The sequence below is a fragment of the Chryseobacterium sp. 2987 genome, assembly GCF_031456375.1.
Taxonomy (GTDB): domain Bacteria; phylum Bacteroidota; class Bacteroidia; order Flavobacteriales; family Weeksellaceae; genus Chryseobacterium; species Chryseobacterium vaccae.
Window position 1 is genome coordinate 59,663 of sequence record NZ_JAVDUN010000011.1, and the last position, 25,183, is coordinate 84,845.

The following is a 25,183-nucleotide window of genomic DNA, read 5'->3' on the forward strand; positions in this document are numbered from 1 at the left end:
TTACTTATTTTTAGACGAAATTTGATGATCTATCTGATTGGAAAATGGTAATTTATTTTAAAACTCAATTGAAGAATGTAAAATAAATATTCTATTTTTTACAGATGATACTATAAATATAAAAAAACAAAATGAATACTGAATGCGCTTTATGTGGAACTCTTCTTACCTCTATGGATACGCTTTTAGGTGAAAATAAACTTTCAGACGGAGGTATTCTCTGCAATAAATGCCTGAATAAAGTGACCAATATCAATAAAGATCTGGTATATGACCTCATCAATTATAATGTAATACAAATAAAAGAGATATTTCAGAATAGCAATATTGAAGAGGAAAAATATAATGAACTGAAAACGACTGAATTGAAAAAGGAAATTCCCCTTGTAGCACCCATATCACAGTCTGTGCAGTTTGATTTTAGCCCGGAAGAGCCTACAAGGCTTGATGATATCAAAGACGAGATTGCTGCATTGAACCCAGTGCTCACAGCCCTTACTGATAGTGAAGTGAATGAACTAGCTAATATTCTTGATGAAGATGAAAAAGTGGTTGCTATTGTTGAAGGTACTTATGAATATAATAACCTTAAAGGAATTTTGCTGGCAACCCAGAAAAAAATTATGTTTATAGATAAGAGTATTTTTGGAGAGATATTTAAAAATAAATTTCCGTTTACAAAAATTACCTTCATGCAGCATGATACCAATCTGATGTCTTCCGGTTTAAAAGTTTTTACTTCTGGATTTATCGCGGAATTCACACTATACAGTAGAAGTGCTGCAAAGAAATTTTATGAAAGTGTAGAACCTTATCTTATACGTCCCGGAAGTCATTCTGAAAAAATTGTGGAAAAACCACAGCCTCAACAGGAACCTGTTAAAAAAGAGGCTCCTGAAATTATCTTTGACCAGCTGGAAAAACTGGGAAAGCTCAGAGAAACTGGGATATTAACTGAACAAGAATTTGCAGAGCAGAAGAAAAAGCTGCTTGCCAAACTGTAAAAACAAGAAAAAATGAGTAGTAACTGTGCACTATGCAACGTTGAACTGACTTCTATGGACACTCTTCTGGGAGAAAATAAACTCTCGGACGGGAGCGTTCTCTGCAACGCATGCTTAGAAAAAGTAAGCAGTATTAACCAGGAACTGTTGGACGATCTTAAAAAATTCAGCATTGAAGATGTAAAAGGTCTTGCTGAAAATAGAAAAGAAGAATCAGACCAAGCCATTGAAGAAAATACAGACTTTCCTGTATCTGCGGTACGGGATCCACAGAGTTTTATTTCCAATGATGTTTATAAAAGAAGGCTTAAAGAGATTAAATACCAGCTCGATAAAGTAGGAGCCAATCTTTCGATGTTTACCAGGGGGGAAATTAAAGCTCTACCCCGGATTCTTGCTGAAGACGAATTGATCCTTGCGGCCACGGATGCCCAGTTCATCAATACGGTAGATGCCGGAATTCTGCTCGTGACCCCAACAAGGATGCTGTCTGTATCAAAATCAATGTTTGATGCTGTAAAAGTAGCTGGATATCCTAATGAAACCATCAGAGAAATAAGCTTTGTGCCGAATCGTGTTACTCCGTTTATAACCCTGCACACAGAAGACGGGGAAATCCGGTTTGAATGTTTCCTCGACAGGGAAGATGCCGAACGGTTTTATAATTTCGTTAAAAAGATCTATAACCAACCGAAGCAGCTGGAACAACCGGAGCAGCCAAAGATAGAAGAAAAAGTGACTCCTTCTGAAACCCTGTATGACCAGCTTGAAAAACTAGGGAAATTGAGGGAAAGCGGCATTCTAACCGAAGAAGAATTTGCAGAGCAGAAGAAAAAGCTTCTTGGCTAAACAGCAACAATAAAACAATGGACGGAACAGTATCCCGGGGGATCATAGAAAAATGGCTGAAAGCATGGTCGCTATCCAGAAAATTACCGCTTCCGGAAAAATATAAATCCGGTTTTAAAATAGAAGTGGGTGAGGAAAAGCAGAAAGCAAGATATGTTTTTCCGGAAATTACAGAAGACTTTATTCAGCTTTCAAAAGAAATAAATGACTCTTGGGTGTATCTTAAAGTAGCAGCTTCTGCCGATGAGGTGAAAGAAAGTATATCTCGAAAATGGCAAATACAGCCACCCGGTTATATGATGTACTGCACAGGAGAAATGATATCCAACGAAAAAAAAATACCTGAAGAATACAACATGACGCTGGAGAAGTATAATGCCAGCAGTACACTGAAGATTTTCGCTGAAAACGGAACCCTGGCCTGCTCCGGCCATCTTGTACTGGTGGATGATCTGGCAATTTATGACAGAATTGCAACAGAAGAAGAACATCGCAGAAAAGGGCTTGCCTCCTTCCTGATGCATGAGCTTGAGAAAATAGTTTTGTTGAATGGGATTTCAAACAGCTTTTTAGTTGCAACAGCTCAGGGAAAAACTTTGTATGAATCATTAGGATGGAAACTATACAGTCCGTATACGTCTGTTGTTATTCCCGGAACCTGATGATTCTTGAATAATTTTATAGATTTAAAACAATGAACAGAAAAATAATATCCACAATTTTTATCTGTGCTGGTTTAATGTGCAGGGCTCAATATTCAGAAACTTACAGCTTTAAGCCGCAGGATCTCACAAAAGAAAGTGAAGTGGTATCGTTAGATGAGTTAAAAGAGTTTCCCAAACATATTCTTGACTGGAAGAAGATGAGGGTTCTGAGTATTATCAGCGAAAGAGAATTTACGGAAATTCCAAAAGACATAGACCGTCTGGAAAACCTTGAGGTATTCAGTATGAGCGGAAGCACAGGAGTTACCAGGTTTCCGAATTCCTTTTCCAGGCTGAATAAGCTGCGTGAAATTACCATTCATTCCATATTTATCAAAGAATTTCCACAGCAGATCATCAAGGTTAAGAATCTGGAAAGCCTTGGCTTTTTCTGTCCTTTTCTGGAAGAATATCCTTCTAATCTGGGAGATATGAAGAATCTGAAAACGCTAAACCTGGCCTGCAGAACAAAAGATAAAGTGATTGTAGATGGGAAAAATTTTATTTTCAAGCCTTTGGTGATTCCCAAAAGCATCAGGAATTTAAAAAAGCTGGAAACCCTTTCAGTAAGCCAGAGCCTTCTTCAGATTCTGCCGGATGAAATAGGAGATTTACAGAGTCTGAAAAGACTGGATGTATCCAAAAATCAGCTGAAAACCCTTCCTGAGAGCCTGTCTAAACTTAAAAATCTTGTAGAAATAACCTTAGATCACAACAGCTTTAAGGAATTTCCTTCTGCATTGTATGGTATTGAGAGTCTGGTGAAAATAAACTACAATAATAATACGATTCAGAATATTCCTGGCGGTATGGAAAAGATGAAAAATCTGAAATATTTCTTTGCTTCAAAATCTAAGATTGCGCCATCAGCACTTGTAGGCCTCTATAATGCTTCAAACCTTGAAGTGATAGACCTTTCGGACTGCCAGATCGAAAGTCTTCCACCGGGAATTGAGAAACTTTCTCATCTGAAAGCATTGTTTTTTTGGGGAAACAAAATTTCTTCTACGGAAGCTGAAAATTTAAGAAAAAAGCTGCCCAACACTAAAATACATCTGAATAGTCCCGCTAAAAGAGGATTCTAAATAAGTATGTAAAAGAAAGATAGCTTTCGTTGCAATTTTTTATAACAACAAATCATTTCTTGCAGAGAAATAGTATTTTAGCTGTAAAATAAAACCATGGATAACAAATCAAGATTAGACGAAATAAAAGACGAGCTGGAAAAGCTGGATATCAATCCTACCTTTTTTGCCAGAAAAGAGATCCGTGCGCTTCCAAGCATTCTTTCAGCAGATGAAAAAATTGTTTACCTTGTTGAAGGACGGAATAAAATAACAAACCATCATATCATCTTAACGGCAACGGACCGGAGGCTGATTTTCGTAGATAAAGAATTTATGTACGGGTTAAAAGTGCAGGATTTTTCCTACGATAAAATAAGTTCCATACAATATGAAACCTCATTGATGCTAGCTTCAATAGATATTCATGTTGCTGATGACATCGTTGAAATTGATGGCGTAGGAAAATACGAAGCAGAATTATTCTGTGAAAAAGTAAGAGACTTCATGGCCAGACCGAAGGTTCCTGCATATGAACCTATGCTTCTTGAATTGCTGGAACAACTGGAAAGATTAAAGGAAAGCGGTATGATAACTGAGGAAGGGTTTATGGAACAGAAGAAAATGCTTCTTAACCAGATATGAAGCCATTGCATTTACTTTTAATGCTATGCTTTATTGTTTCCTGTACAAGTCAGAAGAATAGGGAAGCTTATATAAAAGAAATCGATTATCAATCCCAGCTACTTGATACCGGTGCCGGATTAAAAAAAGATACTATTGTTTCCGGAATCAGCAGCGGGGGAGTTGATAGAATAATTTCAACTGTAAGTGTGGCCTTTGATCCTGAACATCCGGAATATATAAAGATAGTGAAGAAAACAGGAATTGATTATACGTATAATAATCAGTTCTATTATAAAAACCAAAAGCTTATTAAAGCGAAAATAAATATTAAAAATAATACAGATTCCGGGAGTCCGAATGCAGACTATAGTGCTGTTTACTATTTACATCGTAACAGGTGTATTAAAAAAGTGAATGAAGATCCTGAAAAATCAGACTGCCATAAAGTAAAATACGATTCGGATATGGCTCTTTTAGATGGACTTCCGTTAATTCCAAGGAGTCTGTAATGAACAACAAACTATCATGGAAAATTATTTAGAAATTAACAAAGAATCATGGAATGCCAAAGTAGAACCGCATCTGAAATCGGATTTTTACTTTGTAGATGAGTTCTTAGAAGGAAGAACTTCATTAAACTCCATAGAACTGGATCTTCTTGGAGATGTGGAAGGCAAAACAATCCTGCATTTGCAGTGCCATTTTGGACAGGATTCCATTTCGCTTTCCAGAATGGGAGCAAAAGTTACGGGAATTGACCTTTCGGATAAAGCCATTGAAACAGCAAAAGATCTGGCGCAGAAATGCAATACTGATACAGCATTTATCTGCTCCGATGTTTATGACCTTCCCAATGTCCTTGATCAGGAATTTGATATTGTTTATACCAGCTACGGAACAATAGGCTGGCTTCCGGACCTGGATAAATGGGCAGGAGTAATCAATCATTTCCTGAAGCCGGGCGGCAAATTCATCATGGCAGAATTTCATCCGGTAGTGTGGATGTTTGATGATGATTTTACCAAAGTAACTTATAACTATTTTAATGAAAAGCCTATCGTAGAAACCTATGAAGGAACTTATGCAGACCAGTCTGCGGATATTGTGCAGGAATATGTGATGTGGAATCATTCACTGGCAGAAGTTCTGCAGAGTTTACTTCAAAGCGGTATTGAACTGAAAACCTTCCGGGAATTCGATTGGTCTCCGTATCCAAGCTTCAGACACGTAGATGAGTTTGAAAAAGGAAAGTGGAGAATTCCCCAGTTCGGAAACAAAATCCCGATCGTGTATGCATTAGCAGCCGAGAAAAAATAATAGCTGTTGAAATATTAATTTCCGGAGCAATACCTTTCTTAAATACCACTCAAACCTTATAGGTTTTTAAAGCATACGTATTATTAAACCTATAAGGTTTCTCCAAATAGTTCGAAAATGTCACGAGCAAAAAAAGTCACCGTAAAATATTACAGTGACTTTTTCTATATATGAATGTTAAAAAAACTAATTTGCTTTTAGCTTAAAGAATCTTCGGCCTTTGTTTTAGCTTCATCTACTTTGCTCTGAACTTGTGAGGCTACATCATTTGCTTTATTCTTAAGATCATTTCCCCATTTGTTAAGATTGTCTTTAGCATTATTAATTTTGTCCTTTACAGCCTGTTGTTCTTCAGGAGTAGAGTTCTTGTATTTCCAATATGCTAAAGCACCAATTCCTAGTAAAGCCAATAAGCCTTTTGTTTTATTTCCCATGATTTCTATTTTTTTAAGGTTGTTAAACTATTAAAATTTGTTATTAGTAATCATGTAAAATACGTGCCAAAAAATTAAATGAAATTATAAAATAATGTTAAAATTATTGAAAGACTTCAAATTTTTCTCCATCAAAACTGGCGAAAACCATGGTAGGGTAAGAATCCTGATGATATAAATTTCCATCCTTGTCAATGCCGATAGCGCCTGCAAATCCGTCAATAGTTTTCAGCTCTTCAAAAGTCTTGTGAAAGGCATTTTCAAGGCTCATCCCGTCAGTAACTCTTGTGACGATTTTAGCAGCAGTGGCATTACTGACAATATCTTCTCCAACCCCTGTGCAGCTTACGGCACAGAAGGTGTTGGCATAATTTCCTGCCACAGTGGCAGAATCAGAAATTCTTCCCGGAATTTCAAAACCTTTTCCTCCTGTGGAAGTCGCTACTGCAAGTTTTCCCTCTTTATCAAGCACAACGCAGCCAACAGTTCCTTTTCCTGCTGATCCTAACTTTGCTTCATATTCTTTTCTGCGCTGAGGGATTTCCGTTGAAAAATTCTCAAAACCATGTTCTGAAGCATAAATTTTAGCTCCGTTTCCACCTAAAACCCTGTCGTCTTCTCTTATCAGTTCCTTTGCAACAAATATAGGATTCTTTACATCCTGAATATTGATGACGCCGCTTAATTTCTGGGTTTCACCATTCATGATAGCCGCACTCATACGGATGACGCCATCACTCTGGATTTGGGAACCAATACCTGCGTTATATAACGGATCATCTTCCAGTAGAGAAACCGCGTAGGCCGCTGTGTCAAAAGCAGAATGATCCTGAAGATATTCAAAAGCTTTTTGAGCAATAGATTGTAAAGAATTCTGCTTTGCTGTTTTTACTTCGTGGCTCTGATCGCTTTCAGAGAAAAAACCGCCGTGAATAATAAGCTTCATACTAAAGTTTAGTTTTATTTTTTTTTAATTCTGACATTGTCTGGGATAAGTAATGCTATACAGTTCTTTTAAAATGAACCATTAATTCCTGGCAAAGCCTTGATATGTTTTCTACATTATGCTTTTCGACAATTATGAGCTGTAATTCATCAGAATAGCTGTCTCCAAGCTCAATAATTTCCAACGGAGGATCTTCCTGGGAAAGTTGGGGACCCAGCCATTTAAAATAATCATCAGCATACTTTATTTCTGACGGAAAATCTCCTATTATATTATTGAGGCTTTCATCAATCAGTTCGTGTACCTCATCTATTTTATCCCCGCGAAGCAGAAAACTAAAAAGCTCATTGGTAACCGAAAATTCAAACGCATGGCCCTCATTGCTTTCAATTACCCATTCAGCCTCATTATCTTTTATATATTGAGCCGGATTTATATAACAAGAAGAACAATTTGAAATAATTTCTTCTTTATTCTCCACGTTATAGCCTTCCAGAAGAAGGTTTATAAGCTGTTCAATTTTTTCTTCTTTCATTTAGCCTTATTTTTAGCTAAAATAAGAATTAGTTTAATTAAGTTTTATAATTATTTGTCCTGCGGAATCGGGTTGAATTGTGAATTCTCGATTGTAAGTGTTTTGGTTGTCAGATCATAATGGTCATTCATAGACATCACGTGAACAGTCAGATTATCGATGGAAATAGGTTCTCCAAGATTGATATTGGTAAGATTGGTATCTTTAATAAATCTTCCGTCCACTAAGATTACAAGACCGGAACCAACGGCAGTCATCACATCATTATGGATGAAAAGCCCGGTATCTTCTCCCAGTCCGATTCCCAATGTTCTCGGATTGTTGACTACAGCCTGGAATAGACGTCCGATTCTGCCCCGCTGTACAAAGTGGGTATCAATGATTACATTATCAATCAGACCTAATCCTTGTGTCGTTTTAATTTCACCTTTCAGAAGGGCTTCAGAACTGCTTCCCTGATAAATCATATTTTCAGAAGCAGCTGCGGCTCCGGCAGAAGTTCCGGAATAGATAAAGTCCTGTTCCTGATATTTCAGCAGAATAGTATCATGAAATCTTGTTCCTCCAAGAATAGAGGTCAGTCTCAGCTGATCCCCGCCTGTAAACATCATTACATCGGCTGCATTAGCTCTTGCCACCATCGCATCAGAGTTGGCTTCTTCACGGTTGTGAATATCAAGAACGTTCACATTTTTGGCACCGAGAAATTCAAATGCCTTTTTATACTCTACTCCTACAATTTGCGGGATTTGAGAGGCTGTTGTAACAATCTCAATGACAGAATCTTCCTTGTGTTTTGATTCGTTTATAATTTTTCTTAAAATTCCTCTTTCAAAGAAATTAAGATTTTTTTCGATATTTTGATCGTAATCAGTTTCTGAAAAACTTCCTTTGTTTACAGCACCTCCGATCACTATTAATTTTCCAACGGGTTTCATCATAGAGTACAAATTTAAAAAATAATTCACATTTGGCGAAATTCATACCATATTTAAATTGATTTTTAAGGTTTTAGGATTGTTAATAATTTTTAAATATTTTTTGAGAAATCTTTAAATGGGCTATAGTTTCATTTAGGGTTTTACATTATCTTTGATTTTTGAAGGAGTTATTGTTAACGTTAAAAAATACAAATAGACTATGAAAATTGAGAAGATACAGGCACTGCGGGGCCCGAATATCTGGAGTATCAGAAGAAAGAAGCTGATACAGATGAGATTGGATCTGGAAGAAATGGAAAATTATCCTACCAACAAGATCGATGGATTTAGGGAAAGAATTGAAAAACTCATTCCATCACTGATTACCCACAGGTGTTCAGAAGGAGTGGAAGGAGGCTTTTTCCACAGGGTAGAAACAGGAACCTGGATGGGACATGTTATCGAACATATCGCTTTAGAGATTCAGACTCTGGCAGGGATGGATGTAGGTTTCGGAAGAACCAGAGAAACCAAAACTCCGGGGGTATACAATGTCGTTTTTAATTATATAGAAGAAAATGCAGGAATCTATGCGGCTGAAGAAGCAGTAAAGATAGCACAGATCCTGATTGATGGCGGTGAATATGACATGAATGCCTGTATTCATAGGCTTAAAGAGATCAGGGAACGTGTACGTTTAGGCCCTTCAACGGGAAGTATTGTGGAGGAAGCCGTGTCCAGAAGGATTCCATGGATCAGGTTAGGAACCAATTCTTTAGTACAGCTGGGGTATGGAGTCAACCAACAACGTTTTCAGGCCACTATTACCGGAAAAACCAGTTCTATTGCAGTAGATATTGCCTGTAATAAAGAATTGACGAAAAAAATGCTTCATGATGCTGCCATTCCTGTACCTATAGGAGATCTGATAGTGGATGAAGACGGACTGAATACTGTTATTAGGAAAATAGGATATCCGATTGTTTTAAAACCATTAGACGGAAACCATGGAAAAGGATCTTCTATCAATGTTAATGATTGGGAAGCTGCAAAAACAGGATTGGAACACGCTCAGAAATATTCCAGAAAAGTAATTGTAGAAAAGTATATTACAGGATATGATTTCAGAGTTCTGGTGATTAATAATAAAATGGTGGCTGCAGCGAGGAGGGTTCCTGCTCATGTAGTAGGAGACGGAGAACTTAATCTTCAGCACCTGATCGATAAAGAAAATAAAGATCCGAGAAGAGGGTACGGACATGAAAATGTTCTGACCGAAATAGAAGTAGATAAGGATACACTTGAACTTCTTGAAAAACTTCAGTATACCCTTGAAACAGTCCCTCAGAAAGGAGAGGTGGTGTATCTGAAATCTACTGCCAATCTTTCTACAGGAGGAACTTCTATTGATGTTACCGATATGGTACATCCGGAAAATATTACCATGGCAGAAAGGATCTCAAAAATCATAGGTCTGGATGTCTGCGGAATTGATATTATGGCAGAAAACTTAACTCAGCCGTTAAAAGAAAGTGGTGGGGCAATTATAGAAGTGAATGCCGCTCCGGGATTCAGAATGCACTTGGCACCAAGTGAAGGACTGCCAAGAAACGTTGCTGCTCCGGTGGTGGATATGCTTTATCCTCCGGGAAAACCGTTTACCATTCCGATCATCGCAGTAACCGGTACCAACGGAAAGACCACAACAACAAGATTGATCTCCCATATTGTAAAAAGCAACGGATACAGAGTAGGATTTACTACTTCAGATGGTATTTATATCCAGAATACGATGCTTTCAAAAGGGGATACTACAGGACCTCTTTCCGCTGAATTCGTACTTAAAGATCCAACCGTAGAGTTTGCCGTGCTGGAAACAGCAAGAGGTGGAATTTTACGTTCAGGTTTAGGATATTCCCAGTGTGATATCGGAGTTTTGACCAATATTGAGGAAGACCATCTGGGAATGAATGATATTCACAACCTAAAGGATCTTACCAAAGTAAAAAGGGTTGTTCTGGACAGTGTAAAGAAAACCGGATGGAGTGTATTGAATGCAGATAATGCCTATTCCATGAAGATTGTGAATGATCTGGACAGCAATGTCGCTATTTTCAGTATGGATGAAAACAATCCTCATATTGTAAAGTTTGCGAAAGAAGGAAAGATCACCTGTATTTATGAAGAAGGTTTTGTAACGATCAAAAAAGGAGACTGGAAGATCAGAATAGGAAAAGCCAAAGATTTCCCGATTACAATGGAAGGGAAGGCCAGATTCATGATTGAAAATGTTCTGGCAGCCAGTCTGGCGAGTTATCTGTACGGTTTCGGAATTGAAGATATTTCCAACTCTTTAAGAACTTTTATTCCAAGTGCACAGCTTACACCGGGAAGACTGAATATCTTTAAGTTCAAAAGCTTTAAAGTGCTGATTGACTTTGCTCATAATCCATCAGGTTACGAAGCTATTGAAGATTATCTTAAAAATGTGGAAGCTACGAAGAAAATAGGTATCATTTCCGGAGTAGGAGACCGAAGAGATAGTGATATTAAAGAATGTGGAAAGATTGCCGGAAGAATGTTTGACTACATTATTATCCGAAATGAAAAGCATTTGAGAGGAAGAACCGAAGATGAAATCAACGGTCTGATCATAGACGGAATCAACGAAGCCGGAAGAAATGTAAGCTATGAGATCATTCCTAAAGAAATTGAAGCTTTAAAACATGCAATGGGAATGGCTGAAGAAGGAACCTTCATCACAGCCCTGAGTGATGTAATCTCCAATGCCATTGATCTTGTTCAGGAATATCAGGCAAGGGAATTGCTGGAAGACGATAAAAATATGTAAAACAAAAAATCGCCCGAAATTTCTCGGGCGATTTTTATTTGTTGGAAGCTGGAAGAGGGAAGTTGGACGTTCATTTTAGACTATGATTTTGAAGCAGCCAGCATGAGTATAATTGTATTTATAAAAAGATCTGCTCTATCTGCGAGCTAAAAAACCTCTCACAGCTCTTCAGAAACAGTATCTATATAATTTAAATTTCCCGTAGATTTCTCAGACTACACAAATATTTAGGTATATTTTTCTAAGGCTCGCTGATCTAGCTGATTTTTTGTTGGCTTAACGCGATGGCGAAAGGGTTTTAAATATGCTGTTGTTTTTAAGACGCAAGAAAATCTAGGATTTTCAGCTATTTTTTCAATGGTTATCAATTACTTTATGATTTAAAAACAGCCGAAGGCTAATCCATCGCTTCATCGAATCAACGGAGTTGATTATATTCTTTGCTCCCTTGAAATATCATGCAAAATTCAATTTTGCGTTTAAAAAAAATAAGAAAAACAAATACTGGAAACATCATTTCAAACCAAACAGCAATTTTGCTTTCTGAAGCCAGGATTCTTCGTTTTCAGAAAGCTCAAGAAAATATTCTGTCTGCCACTTTTGAGTAGCTGAGGCCTGCTTGTTCTCTGTTTTATCCCAAGCCGGATATACTCTGAAGCCTCTCTTACCTTCCTTTTCCTCGTGAGTTAATATTCCTTTTTTCGCAAGAATTTCCTTTGAAAAAATGAAAATTCCAGCATGGCTTTCCTTAGAAGTGGAAATCAGATAGAAATCAAAACTGTCACAGGATTCAAATGGAATGGTTTCTCTCTTTTGGTTTCTTTTCCATAGCGTTACAAATTGTCCGGTTTTAGTTGGTGTAATTTTAGCAGTCCGGAATTTTATCTTCAGCTGAGCTAAAGTAAAATTCATTCCGGAATATTCTTTACATTCAGCATCTTCTTCAGCATTTGAAATTTTCAGTCCGAGCGGATGAAAAATCATTTCATCAACATTTTTAAGCTTCATTTATCTTTTGTTAAAGTTTTATAGTTGTTTTTTTAGTTATTCTTCTCCAAAAAAAGCATTGGAACTTCCAATCCAGATTGCATCTTTTTTATTAAAATCTACATTAACCATAGCGGCTTTGGTCATTCTTCCCAGATTTTCCAGCAGAACAGGACGTTCATCATTTTCGTGCCATACGTAAAGAAGTCTGATTTCTGCTTTTGAAAAATCTCCGTTAATATCTTCAAATACAGGTTCATAACTTACTTTTCTCTGAAGAATATAGTTTTCTTTGTCCTCAATAGCATCGGTGATTTCTTTGGTCGGGTTTAAATTGACACCGCTTCCGGCAAAAGAAAATAGTGGCTTCAATACAAAATGTTCAAGATTTTCATGCGCCGGGAATTCGTGCAGGAAGTAGCTTTTCGGAACAAACTGATGATTAAGCAGGGGAAGAAGGAACTTAGAGATCTTAAAGAACCAGTTAGGATGAGTAATCCATTTTACATCAACCTCTTCACGGAAATCAAATTCAGTCACCAGATCCGGAATCCTGTCCAGTTCATCAAAAATAACACGGTTATAAATCCTTTTAATTTCTATTTTTTGGCCGTCTTTCTCATAAAACAGTTTTTTGTCTTCCTTTTTAACTTTAGTCAGGCAGACTGTTTTTATACCTAATAACTTTTCTGTGAGAGCAAAATCAATGGCTGTTTTCTGTTTTTCAGGAAATATTTCCAAAAGAATAACATTTTCCGGATTTTCATCGCCCACAATAATTTCTTTCAGATGATTTCTGAATTCATGATCGGGCATTTTGTTTTTAATTTCGTTAAGAAAAGGATAGACCTCACAGAAAGTCTCTTCAAAAACTTTCTGAAAAGCATATAATGACGGGAAGGCCTGTAGTTCGATCAGCTGGGGTTCTATTTCTCCGTTCTCATTTCTGCATATTCCAAAATCAATCGTAAAAAAATGAGGTTTATCCGTGTCATTCGGAACATAACAGTTTTCAGGGACAGCTTTTTGAAGCAGGTCAGAAGGAAGTGCTTTAATCTGATCAATGATACTTTCTGTGGCATCTATAAGCTTGTTCTCAAATTCCTTAGTAAGGAAGATCGGACTTTCTGAAACTCTGAATGTTGGTGTTATTCCGCCTTTTTGTGCCAGAGATTCTTTAAGCTGACTATATTTTTCCTGCGAAAATTCCTGATTGAACTGTTTTCTGTATTTTGGGATCATATTTTTTCTTTGTGATTTTGATTTAAAAAATCGAGCAGTTTTTGCCCGATTTGGTTATTTGATTAACTATTTAATATAATTTTAAAATTCAAGGCCATTGAATAAATTTTAACCACAAATCGAAGATTCGGCGAAGTCAAAAGGCACAAAAGTTTTTTACACTTAAGTTATTTTGAAGATTAAATATTTTGAGTATAGAAATTCACTTAAGTTTTTGAAAATCTATGATTTTGATTATTCATCCAATAAAAAAATCTGCGAGAGAAATATATCTGCATGCATTTATCATCTTATATATGAACGATCATTCTCAACTAACTTAAGTGTTCTAAAGTGTTTTAAAAAAACTTTTGTGGTTTATCTTTTAAGCCAAAACTTCACAGCCTGTCAGAATGTTTTTTTTTGCAAACTGCAGGAATCTCGGAAGAATCTGGCTTCTGGTCATAACAATTTTATCTTCATCATCTATTCTGTCCATGGTTTCAAGATATTTTTCCATTCCGAAGTTTTCAATCATGGCTGTTTTGTTCTTTTCATCTTTCAGATTTTCTACCATTCCCTGAGGATCAGCTTCGGGATGAAACTGTGTTCCGAATATTTCATCAGAAAAACGAACAGCCATTACGGCTCTTTCCAGATTAATATGAGGTCTGAATTTTTCAATCGCTGTAATCTTCATTCCAAGCTCTTCAAAACGATCCAGATCAGGTTCAATAAACTGATATGCTCTTGAATCCACAGCATAGAACGGATCCTGAAGATTTTTAAATAAAAATTCCTCTTTTCCTTCTTCTGTTTTATGAACCGGCATTACTCCGAAAGAATAGGATTTTCTTTTACAGATGTTCCCTAATTTCCAATGAATACTTGCCAATTGGAATGAATGGCAGATCAGGAAAACGTATTTTTTATCTTCGTTATATTGGTTGTGCTCAAAAACGGAATCCAGAAAGCCGGCAAATTTATCTTCCCACTCTAATCCTTCACGGTGTGGGTTTCCGGGTCCTCCTGATGAAATATAGATGTCAAAATCATTAATATCAGGCATTTCATTTTTAAACCTTACATCAAAGGTTTGAATCACTACATTTTCATCAGAATTCTGCTGAAAAGCTTCAGAAATCTCTTTAATATTCCTGAACCCCTGATTCGCATGATTGTTGTTCATGTCCAGCAGAGCAATTCGAATATCTTTCATACTACTTCATATTTTTTGCAAAGTTACCAAAAATATTATGAAGCTGTTTCACCATGTGTTATGCCATACTCAGTTTCAGAGATCATGTAATCAACTACTTTGGTAAGATCTCCGGTCTCTTTATAGATCTGAAGCTGGCGGTCTGCACCGGTACCGTTTTCAATAATCTTCCAGGCATATTGTACTTCTTCTCTGCATCCAAGATCATCCACTACATCATCAATGAATTCAAGAAGTTCTTTCAACAGGTGAGGATATGGAACAGATTCTTCTTTTCCGAAATCAATAAGGTGTGCTTCTATACCACTTTTGGAGGCCCGCCACTTATTTTCATTTAATAATAACCTGCGGTAACTTCTGAAGCTTAAATTCTGTTGGTGAAGTTTATAGATCTTAGCTACCAGGCACTGCATAATGGCAGCCAGGCACACCGTCTCATCAATTCTTAAAGGCATATCGCAGATCCTGAACTCAATGGTAGGGTAGAACGGATGTACCCTAAGGTCCCACCATATCTTTTTAGCATTATCAATAGTTCCGGTTTTTACAAGCAAATCAACATAACTGTCAAATTCAGCCAGAGAATTGAAATAACTTGGAATACCGGTCCTCGGGAATTTAACGAAAATTTCCTGTCTGTAAGATTTGAATCCTGTATATCTACCGATCCAGAACGGTGAATTGGTAGAAAGTGCATAGACATGGGGCAAAAAGTAGCGCATGACATTCTGGATTCTTACTCCTTCTTCACGGTTCGGAATTCCAATGTGCACGTGAAGCCCGAAAATAAGATTCTCACGGGCAACGTCTCCCATGTCGTCTACAATTTTTATATACCTTTCACCTTGCGTGATATTATTGGCAGACCAGTGAGAGAAAGGATGGGTTCCTCCACCTGAAACTCTAAGTCCCTGTTCATGGGCTGTATTGATGAGATGTCTTCTTAAGTTGGTGAGCTCTGCTCTGGCCTCCTGAATATTCTGGCAGATGCCGGTTTCCATTTCAATCATGGACTCGTGCATTTCATGCTTTAAATTCTCGCTTAAAACGGCCTTTCCGCCTTCAATGATTTTGGAAACATGAGATATTAAGTCTCTGCTTTCAACATCAATGATCTGATATTCTTCTTCGATTCCTATGGTAAATTGATGCATTTTTTTCCGTGTTTTTTTTGTTCTTTCAGTTTTTTATTGTACAGAGTCTTTTACAAAAGTTCCCCAGGAAATATTAGGTTTTCCGGGAACATACTCTTTCGCTTTTTCTATAGCCAGTTTGGCGGCATGTTCTACGATCCATGCAAAATTGTCTTCACCTACTGAATTCCTGTCGGCATCCGGAGCAGGATTGCAGAAGTCAATAGCATAAGGAATTCCGTCTCTCACGGCAAACTCTACAGTATTGAAATCATAGCCAAGGGCTTCATTCATTGTAATGGTGTAATCATGGATTGTTTTTAATAGCTTTTCAAGTTCTTCACCCTGTGTCTGATGAGTGGTTGCATACCTTAAATGATGTGGATTACGAGGTTCGTAAGGCATGATATGAACATATTTTTTGCCAAGGCAGTAGACTCTGTAATAGTCATCAAATATAATCTCCTCCTGTACCATCATCACCAGCTGTTCTGTTTCGCTTAGCTTGTTCCAAAGGTCATCAGGGTTTTCCACTCGGTAAACATTTTTCCATCCGCCGCCATCGTGAGGTTTCATATAAGCCGGAAATCCTACATAATTGAAAATATATTCCCAGTCGTGAGGAAATTTCAGATTTCTGAATGAGGTTTCAGAAGTGTCTGTAGGTCTTTCATGCGAAGGAAGGAGTACCGTCTTAGGAAGCGGAATGCCTAATTTGGACATCAGCGCATTATTGAAAAACTTTTCATCAGCGCTCCACCAAAATGGATTATTGATGACGTAAGTTCCGTTAAGGGCCGCATTTTTCAGATAAGCTCTGTAAAAGGGAACATTTTGCGAAATTCTGTCGATGATTACTGCATATCCATAATCAGCACCCTGTTCCAGCTTGTCGATATTTACAGGCTCGGCAATGATTTCTCCGCCTCCCAATTCATTTACCTTGTCGATGAACGCCCAAGGAAATGTATCTTCCATACCGAATAGAATTCCCACTTTTTTTGCCATAATTTTTGTTTTTAATTGATGTGTATTGAATAAATTATCTTTCTCACTAATGTACGTTTTTTTAAGAAAAATAGGCTCCTATAAATGTTGGAAAAACCATTCTCCATAACGGCCAGTCATGATTGATCCATTTTCTCTCGTCATACCAGAAATCAATTCCTTTTGCGCGTAAGATTTCAGCCATTTCTATATTCTTATCTCTGCATATATCCTGATCGGAAGTACTGAGTACAATGTGCATATGTTTGTATTTCCAAGCTTCATCATTTCGTACAAATTCTCTCGGACAGTTAAAATAAACAAGATCGTCCGAATATCCATCCATGAAATTTCTTATGCTGAACGCTCCTGAAAGACAGAACAGATGAGACACCACATCAGGAAATCTGAAGGCAAAATTAGCAGCATGATAGCCTCCGAAACTAGCTCCGGCAATAGCTACACGATGTACTTTGTGGAGTTTCTGGATGTACGGAATAAACTCTTTAATCAAAAATTGCACATATAATTCATAATTTTTGATCCTTTTCTGTGGCGAAATCTTTTCGTCATAAAAACTCCAGCTGTCTATCGTCTGGATGTTATAAAGCTTTACTTTTCCCTGTTCTATAAACCAGTTGATGCTGCTATTAAGGTGAAAATCATGGTTTTGGGTATACAATCCTTGAGAAGTCGGGAACATAATGATGGGATATCCGTGATGTCCGGTGACTTCTACTTTAAGGCTTGTTCCTAATATGTTTGAATAGTAGTCTGTATGTTCTATATGAGGCATTTTTTATTTGATTTTTAGTATTTCAGTCCTATGAATTTGATCTGTTCAGCTTTTCTCAGTAGTATTGAGTGAATTTTTTCAATATTATGAGGTCAGTTTGCTTTTGGGAGGAAGGATATTCAGCATTTCTGCCTGTATTTTTTCCGCAGCATCATCCAGTCTTTCCTGTATAATGTCCGGATCGGTAGACTTGTAAACAATTCCTGCGTGATAGTCTATCGGAAGGAATTTTACCGCTTCTTCACATTCAAAAGCTTGATAATCCGGATGTTTGTCTTTGATTAATGCAACGATCAGTCCTGAATAATATCCCGTGGGTTTAGGAGCTTCATATTTTTTTCCGCGCAGTAAGACGTCTTCAATTTTAGCCCATTCGCGCCAGATATTAATGTTGCTTGAAGCTTCCACGAGATCGGGAATGTGTGCTCCGCCAACTCTGGATGATGTTTCCAGAAAATACCATTTACCATCTTCTTTTCCCCGTATAAATTCCGTGTGGGTGGCCCCGTTAAGCAGTCCAAAACTCGAGAGTACTCTAGCATTAACTTCTTCAAGGGCTTTAAATTCTTCAGAATATCTTCCTAAGGTCTTCGATCTGAATACCCCTCCTTCATGAGATACCTGCATAGGTGGAGCGAGATATTTGGATGCTGATGTAAACATAATCTCTTTGTTGAAAGTAAGGCTGTCAACATGATAAACATCTCCCGGTTTAAAGCTTTCCAGTAAGAACATGTGTCGCTCTTCTCCAAGAGTTTCCAGGGCATCCCAAAGCTGGTCTTTAGACGTAATTTTTTTTATCCCTGAAGCCGAAGCCTCTGACCTAGGTTTTAATACCCAGGGAGCAGGAACTCTTTCTATAAAGTTGCGAACCTCATCATTATTAAAAATCGCTGTAAATTCCGGAACATTGATCCCTGAATCTTTGGCTTTCTGGCGCATGGCCAGTTTATCTCTGAAATAACGGTGCGTGGTCTGTCCCATTCCGGGAATGCGAAATGTTTCCCTGATGAGAGCTGCTTTCTCTACATCGTAATCATCCAATGCAACAACGGCATCAATTTTTCTGGTTTTCATCAGATGAGAAAATCCCTGAACAAGATGTTCCATATTCCAGACAGAAGGCCTTTCTTCAGACATATAAAATACCTCATCAATGGCATGCCATGGCCAGTTTTTTTCTTTGAGATTCTCCGATGTTACCAGGATGATTTTATTACCGAGCTTCTTCATTTCGTCCATGAAATCATAGCCCTTGTAATAGCACGAAATACATACTATAAATTTCTCCTCCATACAATATTTTTTAATATTTAGTGAATATTCAAAAATAAAAGCAATTTTTTATTGATTAATTAATGTTAAAAATCAAAATAAACTGCGGTTTTGAGAATCACTAATCAATTATACAGAGAAATTTTGTAATAAACTAATTTTTAGTGATAATTTTCAATTAAATCAGCTAATAATTGCACTCCAAACCCGGTTGCTGCCTTTTCCTTTGCATATCCTGTACTTCCGAAAGCTACGCCTGCAATATCAAGATGGGCCCATTTAGGGTGGTTTTCAATAAACTGTTCCAGAAATTTAGCTGCTACGATACAGTCTCCAATCGGCTTCATTGAAATGTTTTTCAGGTCGGCAACATCAGACTGAATATCATCTTTCCAGATATCCCATAACGGAAGATTCCACAGTCTTTGGTTGGTTTTGTCTCCGGTTCTGATCAATAGATTTTTAAGCTCTTCATTATTAGAGAACAGGGCACCGCAGGTATCTCCGAACATTCTTACGGAGCTTCCGGTTAGGGTAGCAAGGTCAATCAGGAGTTCTGTCTTATAATTTTTGGCGAGGTAAGAAAGGGAGTCTGCCAGAATCATTCTGCCTTCTGCATCTGTATTTAGGACCTCAATGGTTTTCCCGTTGTAGGCCGTAATAACATCGCTGGGAAGAAATGCCTTCTCAGAAATAGCATTATCTGTGATCGGAAGAATGGCAACGATGTTGAGAGGAAGCTTCATTTCTGCTGCATAAATCAAGGCTCCGATCACAGCTGTTGCTCCGCCCATATCAGACTTCATATAATGCATATTGTCAGGATTCTTTAAAGAAACTCCACCCGTATCAAATACAACACATTTTCCAACCAGGCCGATTGTTTTAGCGTTTTTTACAGTGGTTTTGTATTCCAGAATAGTGAAGGCTGCATCGTAAGCACTTCCCTGGTTTACTGAAAGGTAAGCGTTTAATCCTAATTCCTCACATTTTTTCCTGTTGAACGCCGTATATTTTAATTCATATTTTTTTGCCAGATTTTTAAGATATGTGCTTAAAATAACCGGGGTTTTAAGATTGGCTGGCTTGTTAAGCCATTCCTGACAGGCCGTCTGTCCTGCAGTTAAAGCTTCTGCTCTTGTGCTTATGGTATCCAGTTTTTTCTGGCTCAGGTTTTCAAAATGAATTTCGAATTTTGTATTCCAGAAAGGATGGTTTTTGTCAAAAGGATAGCTGTATGTTCCGATAAGAAATCCTGTAATGAATTCTTCAAACTGTTTTTCATTCAGAAAGTCAGCAAGAATCAGAGTGGGTACAGCCTGGAGCTTTTCTTTCTGGGTTTGGGAAAACTTAACGGCAGTTTGCTGGATCTCAAAATCATGTATACCGGATTTGCCTAATCCGATGAAATAGATGATACTTTCTTCGTTAGCATGAACGAAAAATTCATTTTTTTTTCCGGAAAAAAGGGAAGCAATGTTTTTATTGTAATTTTTATTTGATTTTGTCCATTCTTCTTCGGTAAATAATTGGAAGATCTGGGAATAGCTTTTATTTTTTTTATTAATCAGTTTCATAAGTTTAATTTTTAATGCTTTGCTGTTGTGGTTTTACCTCAGCAGGATTTTCTTTGTTATCGTAAAACAGCCATTCAATGGCTCTTGGGAATTCCTGGGACCAGTAAAATTCACTGTGGGTGCCTTCCGGATTCACACTGGTTCTGAATTCAAAATCGAACAGATTATTCTTTACCCATTTTTTCAGGGATTCTTCAAAAATATGGATTCTCTTGACCATTTTTGAGCCTTCCTGTCCACCTCCATACAGGTAAATCTTTGTTCTGAAAGGAACCCTGAAGTGCATCATCGGAAAATTATTGTTGGGCTCAACCCACAGAGAAGGAGAGAAGATCAGCAGCTTAGAATAGACTTCAGGATACAGGAATCCGCTGTAGATACTAATCAGGGCACCCAGAGAGCTGCCGCCTATTCCGGTATTCTCACGGTCTTTCTTCGTTCGATAGTTTTCGTCTATAAAAGGCTTTAAGGTATCAGTAATAAAACGGATGTATTTTTTACCTTCCGATCCGTTGGCTATATTGTCGTTATCAAAAATGTATTCTTTAATGCGGTCTTCACTTCCGTGTTCAATAGCAATAATGATGACATCGCCCCGGCCGTATTCTGCAAGGATAGATAGCTTTTTGTCAATTTCCCAGTTTCCGTACCCGCTTCCTTCATTAAATAGGTTTTGGGCGTCCTGGAGATAAAGAACAGGATAACTTTTGCCGGAAACGTAGTAATCATAGGGCAGAAGAGCCCATACTTTACGGTATCGGTCAAGCTGCGGAATATAAAACTCTTCGGAGATCACTTCAGCAATCGGAAAAAATTCTTTTTTGAAAGGGCCCCAGTTGAGTCTCCATTTTTCAATAGTATCGGAAACTTCTCCCACCGATTTTTCAATTTTCCGGTTGGGGGTAATATTTCCGTATTGATCAAGCTCTACATTTTCCCAGCCTCCTTTCGTGAATTTATATTCTATAGTATCCGGGAGAACCTGGCTGTCGATCTCTATGCTGTACGTATTCGGATCAAGCTGTTTGAGTTGATAGTTTGGGTCTCTGGGGTTCCAGTTGTTGAAATTTCCTGTAATGTATACCGTTCTGTCGTCGGTCTCGTCAGTATAAAGTTCAAACTTCATCATGCGTGTTTAATAAAATTGGCAGCTAAATTTATAAAAAAGATTGTTTTAAAACCTTAAAAAAAATAATAGAAAATTTGATATATTTGATAGAAGTGCTGAAGAAGGGAATTAACATAATAATTATTTGATTAATAATTAACGGTTGTTGATAGGAATTTTTGTAGTTTCAAAGAAAAATTAAATACAGTCCGGTCTTGATGAACTCTGTTAAAACATATACGCTTTTTACCGATCATGATGTCTATCTTTTCAAAGAAGGAAGACATTATAAGCTGTATGATAAATTCGGGGCGCATTCGGTGGAAAAAGACGGAATAAAAGGAGTTTATTTTTCAGTCTGGGCTCCCAATGCCAAAAAAGTTTCCGTGATCGGGAATTTCAACAACTGGAATCATAAAGATCATATTTTATTCCCGCGCTGGGATGGTTCAGGGATCTGGGAAGGATTTATTACCGGACTTAGCTGGGGGACGTTATATAAATATGCTGTTGAAACGGCAAGAGGTGAAATCCTGGAAAAAAGTGATCCTTATGCATTAAGCTGGGAGCAGAATATTCAGGCAGCATCATTGGTTTCAACGACCTGGTATGAGTGGGATGATGAACAGTGGATGGAAAACCGCCAGAAAAAAAATAATTTAGAGGCTCCATTATCGGTTTATGAAATTCATCTCGGCTCATGGGTCAGAGAAGGGAATGATCCTAAACGGTTTTTAAATTACCGCGATATTGCTAAAAAACTGGTTCCGTATGTAAAGGAAATGGGCTTTACCCATGTAGAATTCATGCCTGTTATGGAATACCCGTATGATCCAAGCTGGGGATATCAGATTACAGGATTTTATGCGGCTACATCACGTTTCGGCTCTCCACAGGATCTGATGTTTCTGATTGATGAGCTTCACAAGAATGATATCGGGGTTATCCTGGATTGGGTTCCTTCTCATTTTCCCGGAGATGCCAATGGTCTTTACCGCTTTGACGGTTCCTGTCTCTATGAGCATGAAGATCCCCGAAAAGGCTTTCATCCCGACTGGAAATCTTATATCTTTAATTACGGCAGAAATGAAGTGAAATCTTTTCTGATTTCCAATGCGATGTTCTGGCTGGACCGCTATCATGCTGACGGGCTCAGGGTAGATGCCGTAACCTCTATGCTTCATCTGGATTATTCAAGAAATGAAGGGGAGTGGGAACCTAATATATACGGCGGAAATGTAAACCTTGAAGCCAAAGCTTTCTTACAGGAATTTAATATCGCAGTTTATAAAGAATTCGGAGATGATATTATCACGATTGCTGAAGAAAGCTCAGATTTCCCTATGTTGACAAAACCCGTTCATGAAGGAGGTGTAGGATTCGGAATGAAATGGATGATGGGCTGGATGCATGATACTCTGGATTATTTCAAAGAAGATCCGGCCAACCGGAAATACCACCACCATAAGCTGACATTTGCCTCCATGTATATGTATAATGAAAATTATATGATGCCTTTGTCCCATGATGAAGTGGTACATGGAAAAGCAAGCCTGATCTATAAAATGCCGGGCGATGAATGGCAGAAATTTGCCAACCTTCGTGCCCTTTATGTATATATGTACACCCATCCGGGGGCCAAACTGCTCTTTATGGGAGATGAATTCGGACAAACGGGGGAATGGAACTTCACACGGAGCCTGGATTGGCATCTGTTGGAATATCCCGTTCATAAGGGACTTCAGGCGCTGGTAAAAGATCTCAATCATTTATATCAAAAGGAGTCATCATTGTACGAAAACCAGTTTAATAAGAACGGTTTTGAATGGGTAGAAGCAGATGACCTCGAAAATTCGGTGTACGTTTATCTCAGAAAAGGAAAAAAGAGAGATGATATTCTGATGATTATCCTCAATCTTACCCCACATAGTATAGAATACAGGATTGGTGTGAATGCAGGGACCCATTGGGAAGCTGTTCTTAATTCGGATGATGAAAAGTATGGCGGAAGCGGTACAGAAGCAGAAATTCTAAGTGAGAAATATGAAGAATGGATGAGATTCCCGAAATCAATAACAGTGAAGCTGCCTCCTTTAGCAGGAATTGTTTTAAGGCAGCATAAAGATAAAAAATACAAGCTGCACAGAATTAAGTATAAAAAAGATTAATCTTATCCTGAGTATAAAGAAAGGAATACAATGACATTAAAACTATGGTAATATATCATTTAAGTACAGAATGCTATCCGGTAGCCAAAGTTGGTGGTCTGGCTGATGTTGTGGGAGCACTGCCCAAATATCAGAATAAAATAAAAGGAATCTATGCCAAGGTTGTAATGCCCTGGTATAATAAACCCTTTGTTTATGATCATGAATTTGAGATCGTTTTTGACGGATTTATTCATCAGGGAGCCAATATGCTACAGGTGCAGGTCATAAGAGAAAAAACAGATGTGCTGGGATTTGAGCTGTATATGGTGAAAATTCCAGGATTGCTGGACAGGGAAAATCCTTATGGTTATCAGGATGAAAGTTTCCAGTTTCTGGCTTTTCAGCATGGAGTTCTGCACTGGCTGACTGCGATGGAGATCCGTCCGGATGTTCTGCACTGTCACGACTATCATACAGGGCTGGTTCCATTTATGATCGAGCATTGTCCTGAATTTGAATTCTTAAAAGGTGTGAAAACTGTAGGGACCATACATAATGGCGAATATCAGGGGATGATGAGCTGGAATATGGCGAATTATATGCCGGCTTTTGATGCCTATAAATGGGGACTGATGGACTGGAATGGCTTCATGAATCCTTTAGCAAGCATGATTAAATGTTCCAGTGCTTTTACAACAGTTTCTGAGGGGTATCTTGAAGAGCTTTTTGTCAGTTTCAGAGGCTTGGAAAGTCTGGTGCGTGAAGAATTCGGAAAAGCATATGGAATCATCAACGGAATTGATACGGAAGTATGGAACCCGGAGACAGATCCGATGCTGGATTTTAATTTCAATCTCAAAAATGCAGTCGCCCAAAAGAAAAAGAATAAAGAAAAGCTTTGTAAAGAATATGGGCTGAAACCTGAACTGCCACTGTTTGCCTTTATCGGAAGATTTGCCACAGAAAAAGGAGCAGATCTTTTACCGGATGTGGTCTGGAAAAGCATTAAGCAGAGTTATGGTGCTTTAAATATCATGATCCTGGGTTCAGGAAATACCTATATTGAAAACAAACTTAAAGAATACGACTATACCTATACCAATTTTGCTTTGGATTTGGGATACAAAGAACACCTTTCACACAAGATCTATGCTTCTGCGGACTTTTTATTAATGCCGTCAAGAGTAGAGCCGTGTGGATTAAACCAAATGTATTCCATGAGATATGGAACAGTTCCGGTGGTACGATATACCGGAGGATTGAAAGATACGGTGGAAGATATTTCTACCGGAGGAGCAGGGCTGAATTTCACCTATTCCGGGGTAGATGATGTTGTTCATGCGATGAACAGAGCGCTGGCGGTGTATAACCAGAAAGGGGCAATGCGAAATCTTATTCATGCCAATATGAGTTTTGATTTTGCATGGGAGAAGTCTGCGGAAAAATATATAGCTTTATATAATAACTAAAAATAACAGA

Annotated in this window: 23 protein-coding genes; 10 read left to right on the top strand and 13 right to left on the bottom strand. The window is 37.9% G+C overall.

The genetic code is table 11. The features are described 5' to 3' along the window. Positions 1 to 131: 131 nt before the first annotated feature. From J2Y40_RS21980 to J2Y40_RS22010, 7 genes are all read left to right on the top strand, one after another. Positions 132 to 1,004 (top strand): PH domain-containing protein, encoded by an 873-nt coding sequence (locus J2Y40_RS21980; protein ID WP_310001371.1) that lies wholly within the window; start codon positions 132 to 134, stop codon positions 1,002 to 1,004. Between the two features lie 12 nt (positions 1,005 to 1,016). Next, positions 1,017 to 1,853 carry an SHOCT domain-containing protein gene (locus J2Y40_RS21985; RefSeq protein WP_310001373.1) on the top strand — a complete coding sequence of 279 codons (837 nt, stop codon included), beginning with the start codon at positions 1,017 to 1,019 and terminating at the stop codon, positions 1,851 to 1,853. 17 nt (positions 1,854 to 1,870) lie between these two features. Beyond that, positions 1,871 to 2,515 carry a GNAT family N-acetyltransferase gene (locus tag J2Y40_RS21990; protein WP_153392841.1) on the top strand — a complete coding sequence of 215 codons (645 nt, stop codon included), beginning with the start codon at positions 1,871 to 1,873 and terminating at the stop codon, positions 2,513 to 2,515. Between the two features lie 32 nt (positions 2,516 to 2,547). Further along, a complete protein-coding gene (locus tag J2Y40_RS21995) occupies positions 2,548 to 3,642 on the top strand; it encodes a leucine-rich repeat domain-containing protein (protein WP_153392838.1) in 1,095 nt (364 codons plus the stop codon). A gap of 96 nt (positions 3,643 to 3,738) precedes the next feature. Continuing rightward, positions 3,739 to 4,266: a PH domain-containing protein gene (locus tag J2Y40_RS22000; protein ID WP_310001378.1), complete on the top strand. Its 528-nt coding sequence runs from the start codon at positions 3,739 to 3,741 to the stop codon at positions 4,264 to 4,266. After that, positions 4,263 to 4,757: a hypothetical protein gene (locus J2Y40_RS22005; RefSeq protein WP_310001380.1), complete on the top strand. Its 495-nt coding sequence runs from the start codon at positions 4,263 to 4,265 to the stop codon at positions 4,755 to 4,757. Before J2Y40_RS22000 ends, J2Y40_RS22005 begins: the two co-directional genes overlap by 4 nt. 16 nt (positions 4,758 to 4,773) lie before the next feature. Then, positions 4,774 to 5,565 carry a class I SAM-dependent methyltransferase gene (locus tag J2Y40_RS22010; RefSeq protein WP_310001382.1) on the top strand — a complete coding sequence of 264 codons (792 nt, stop codon included), beginning with the start codon at positions 4,774 to 4,776 and terminating at the stop codon, positions 5,563 to 5,565. A 197-nt stretch (positions 5,566 to 5,762) separates the two neighbouring features. Here J2Y40_RS22010 and J2Y40_RS22015 read toward each other — a convergent pair whose 3' ends face one another. From J2Y40_RS22015 to J2Y40_RS22030, 4 genes are all read right to left on the bottom strand, one after another. Then, positions 5,763 to 5,999 (bottom strand): YtxH domain-containing protein, encoded by a 237-nt coding sequence (locus J2Y40_RS22015; RefSeq protein WP_153392827.1) that lies wholly within the window; start codon positions 5,997 to 5,999, stop codon positions 5,763 to 5,765. Positions 6,000 to 6,102: 103 nt separating this feature from the next. Then, on the bottom strand, positions 6,103 to 6,945 hold the full coding sequence (locus J2Y40_RS22020; protein WP_153392824.1) for an isoaspartyl peptidase/L-asparaginase: 843 nt from the start codon (positions 6,943 to 6,945) through the stop codon (positions 6,103 to 6,105). A 55-nt stretch (positions 6,946 to 7,000) separates the two neighbouring features. Continuing rightward, the gene (locus J2Y40_RS22025) at positions 7,001 to 7,480 is read right to left on the bottom strand and encodes a hypothetical protein (protein WP_310001386.1); all 480 of its coding nucleotides are present in this window, start codon (positions 7,478 to 7,480) and stop codon (positions 7,001 to 7,003) included. 50 nt (positions 7,481 to 7,530) lie between these two features. Next, positions 7,531 to 8,418, bottom strand: a complete 888-nt coding sequence (locus J2Y40_RS22030; RefSeq protein ID WP_153399782.1) for a cyanophycinase — start codon at positions 8,416 to 8,418, stop codon at positions 7,531 to 7,533. Positions 8,419 to 8,620: 202 nt separating this feature from the next. Here J2Y40_RS22030 and cphA point away from each other — a divergent pair, with 202 nt between their 5' ends. Then, a complete protein-coding gene (gene cphA / locus J2Y40_RS22035; RefSeq protein ID WP_310001388.1) occupies positions 8,621 to 11,251 on the top strand; it encodes a cyanophycin synthetase in 2,631 nt (876 codons plus the stop codon). Between the two features lie 513 nt (positions 11,252 to 11,764). Here the strand turns inward: cphA and J2Y40_RS22040 are convergent. From J2Y40_RS22040 to J2Y40_RS22080, 9 genes are all read right to left on the bottom strand, one after another. Further along, positions 11,765 to 12,259 (bottom strand): MepB family protein, encoded by a 495-nt coding sequence (locus J2Y40_RS22040; RefSeq protein ID WP_153392815.1) that lies wholly within the window; start codon positions 12,257 to 12,259, stop codon positions 11,765 to 11,767. A gap of 36 nt (positions 12,260 to 12,295) precedes the next feature. Continuing rightward, positions 12,296 to 13,480: a hypothetical protein gene (locus J2Y40_RS22045; protein ID WP_310001392.1), complete on the bottom strand. Its 1,185-nt coding sequence runs from the start codon at positions 13,478 to 13,480 to the stop codon at positions 12,296 to 12,298. Positions 13,481 to 13,844: 364 nt separating this feature from the next. After that, positions 13,845 to 14,678, bottom strand: a complete 834-nt coding sequence (locus tag J2Y40_RS22050) for a type 1 glutamine amidotransferase (RefSeq protein ID WP_153392810.1) — start codon at positions 14,676 to 14,678, stop codon at positions 13,845 to 13,847. A 35-nt stretch (positions 14,679 to 14,713) separates the two neighbouring features. Beyond that, entirely contained in the window at positions 14,714 to 15,832 is a 1,119-nt protein-coding gene (locus J2Y40_RS22055; protein ID WP_153392807.1) for a carboxylate-amine ligase, read from the bottom strand. Positions 15,833 to 15,865: 33 nt separating this feature from the next. Then, positions 15,866 to 16,819: a hypothetical protein gene (locus tag J2Y40_RS22060; RefSeq protein WP_310001396.1), complete on the bottom strand. Its 954-nt coding sequence runs from the start codon at positions 16,817 to 16,819 to the stop codon at positions 15,866 to 15,868. A gap of 61 nt (positions 16,820 to 16,880) precedes the next feature. Beyond that, positions 16,881 to 17,594 (bottom strand): alpha/beta hydrolase-fold protein, encoded by a 714-nt coding sequence (locus J2Y40_RS22065; protein WP_153392802.1) that lies wholly within the window; start codon positions 17,592 to 17,594, stop codon positions 16,881 to 16,883. Between the two features lie 84 nt (positions 17,595 to 17,678). Continuing rightward, positions 17,679 to 18,890 carry an acetyl-CoA carboxylase biotin carboxylase subunit family protein gene (locus tag J2Y40_RS22070; protein WP_153392799.1) on the bottom strand — a complete coding sequence of 404 codons (1,212 nt, stop codon included), beginning with the start codon at positions 18,888 to 18,890 and terminating at the stop codon, positions 17,679 to 17,681. A gap of 140 nt (positions 18,891 to 19,030) precedes the next feature. Continuing rightward, entirely contained in the window at positions 19,031 to 20,446 is a 1,416-nt protein-coding gene (locus J2Y40_RS22075) for a leucyl aminopeptidase family protein (RefSeq protein ID WP_310001400.1), read from the bottom strand. 4 nt (positions 20,447 to 20,450) lie between these two features. After that, entirely contained in the window at positions 20,451 to 21,572 is a 1,122-nt protein-coding gene (locus J2Y40_RS22080) for an alpha/beta hydrolase-fold protein (protein ID WP_310001446.1), read from the bottom strand. A 200-nt stretch (positions 21,573 to 21,772) separates the two neighbouring features. Here J2Y40_RS22080 and glgB point away from each other — a divergent pair, with 200 nt between their 5' ends. Together glgB and J2Y40_RS22090 are read left to right on the top strand one after the other, a co-directional pair. Beyond that, positions 21,773 to 23,722, top strand: coding sequence for a 1,4-alpha-glucan branching protein GlgB (gene glgB / locus J2Y40_RS22085; protein ID WP_185151933.1), 1,950 nt, complete (start codon positions 21,773 to 21,775; stop codon positions 23,720 to 23,722). Between the two features lie 44 nt (positions 23,723 to 23,766). Further along, positions 23,767 to 25,173, top strand: coding sequence for a glycogen synthase (locus tag J2Y40_RS22090; protein ID WP_153392790.1), 1,407 nt, complete (start codon positions 23,767 to 23,769; stop codon positions 25,171 to 25,173). The last annotated feature ends 10 nt before the right edge of the window (positions 25,174 to 25,183 follow it).

Excerpts from the sequence above, each read along its gene's own strand:
- J2Y40_RS22055 (WP_153392807.1), bottom strand. The coding sequence starts at position 15,832 with ATGCATCAATTTACCATAGGAATCGAAGAAGAATATCAGATCATTGAT.
- J2Y40_RS21980 (WP_310001371.1), top strand. The coding sequence starts at position 132 with ATGAATACTGAATGCGCTTTATGTGGAACTCTTCTTACCTCTATGGAT.
- J2Y40_RS22015 (WP_153392827.1), bottom strand. The coding sequence starts at position 5,999 with ATGGGAAATAAAACAAAAGGCTTATTGGCTTTACTAGGAATTGGTGCT.
- J2Y40_RS21985 (WP_310001373.1), top strand. The coding sequence starts at position 1,017 with ATGAGTAGTAACTGTGCACTATGCAACGTTGAACTGACTTCTATGGAC.
- J2Y40_RS22030 (WP_153399782.1), bottom strand. The coding sequence starts at position 8,418 with ATGAAACCCGTTGGAAAATTAATAGTGATCGGAGGTGCTGTAAACAAA.
- J2Y40_RS22000 (WP_310001378.1), top strand. The coding sequence starts at position 3,739 with ATGGATAACAAATCAAGATTAGACGAAATAAAAGACGAGCTGGAAAAG.
- glgB (WP_185151933.1), top strand. The coding sequence starts at position 21,773 with ATGAACTCTGTTAAAACATATACGCTTTTTACCGATCATGATGTCTAT.
- J2Y40_RS22080 (WP_310001446.1), bottom strand. The coding sequence starts at position 21,572 with ATGAAGTTTGAACTTTATACTGACGAGACCGACGACAGAACGGTATAC.
- cphA (WP_310001388.1), top strand. The coding sequence starts at position 8,621 with ATGAAAATTGAGAAGATACAGGCACTGCGGGGCCCGAATATCTGGAGT.
- J2Y40_RS22075 (WP_310001400.1), bottom strand. The coding sequence starts at position 20,446 with ATGAAACTGATTAATAAAAAAAATAAAAGCTATTCCCAGATCTTCCAA.
- J2Y40_RS22020 (WP_153392824.1), bottom strand. The coding sequence starts at position 6,945 with ATGAAGCTTATTATTCACGGCGGTTTTTTCTCTGAAAGCGATCAGAGC.
- J2Y40_RS22010 (WP_310001382.1), top strand. The coding sequence starts at position 4,774 with ATGGAAAATTATTTAGAAATTAACAAAGAATCATGGAATGCCAAAGTA.
- J2Y40_RS22040 (WP_153392815.1), bottom strand. The coding sequence starts at position 12,259 with ATGAAGCTTAAAAATGTTGATGAAATGATTTTTCATCCGCTCGGACTG.
- J2Y40_RS22025 (WP_310001386.1), bottom strand. The coding sequence starts at position 7,480 with ATGAAAGAAGAAAAAATTGAACAGCTTATAAACCTTCTTCTGGAAGGC.
- J2Y40_RS22005 (WP_310001380.1), top strand. The coding sequence starts at position 4,263 with ATGAAGCCATTGCATTTACTTTTAATGCTATGCTTTATTGTTTCCTGT.
- J2Y40_RS21990 (WP_153392841.1), top strand. The coding sequence starts at position 1,871 with ATGGACGGAACAGTATCCCGGGGGATCATAGAAAAATGGCTGAAAGCA.
- J2Y40_RS22045 (WP_310001392.1), bottom strand. The coding sequence starts at position 13,480 with ATGATCCCAAAATACAGAAAACAGTTCAATCAGGAATTTTCGCAGGAA.
- J2Y40_RS22070 (WP_153392799.1), bottom strand. The coding sequence starts at position 18,890 with ATGGAGGAGAAATTTATAGTATGTATTTCGTGCTATTACAAGGGCTAT.
- J2Y40_RS22060 (WP_310001396.1), bottom strand. The coding sequence starts at position 16,819 with ATGGCAAAAAAAGTGGGAATTCTATTCGGTATGGAAGATACATTTCCT.
- J2Y40_RS22065 (WP_153392802.1), bottom strand. The coding sequence starts at position 17,594 with ATGCCTCATATAGAACATACAGACTACTATTCAAACATATTAGGAACA.
- J2Y40_RS21995 (WP_153392838.1), top strand. The coding sequence starts at position 2,548 with ATGAACAGAAAAATAATATCCACAATTTTTATCTGTGCTGGTTTAATG.
- J2Y40_RS22050 (WP_153392810.1), bottom strand. The coding sequence starts at position 14,678 with ATGAAAGATATTCGAATTGCTCTGCTGGACATGAACAACAATCATGCG.
- J2Y40_RS22090 (WP_153392790.1), top strand. The coding sequence starts at position 23,767 with ATGGTAATATATCATTTAAGTACAGAATGCTATCCGGTAGCCAAAGTT.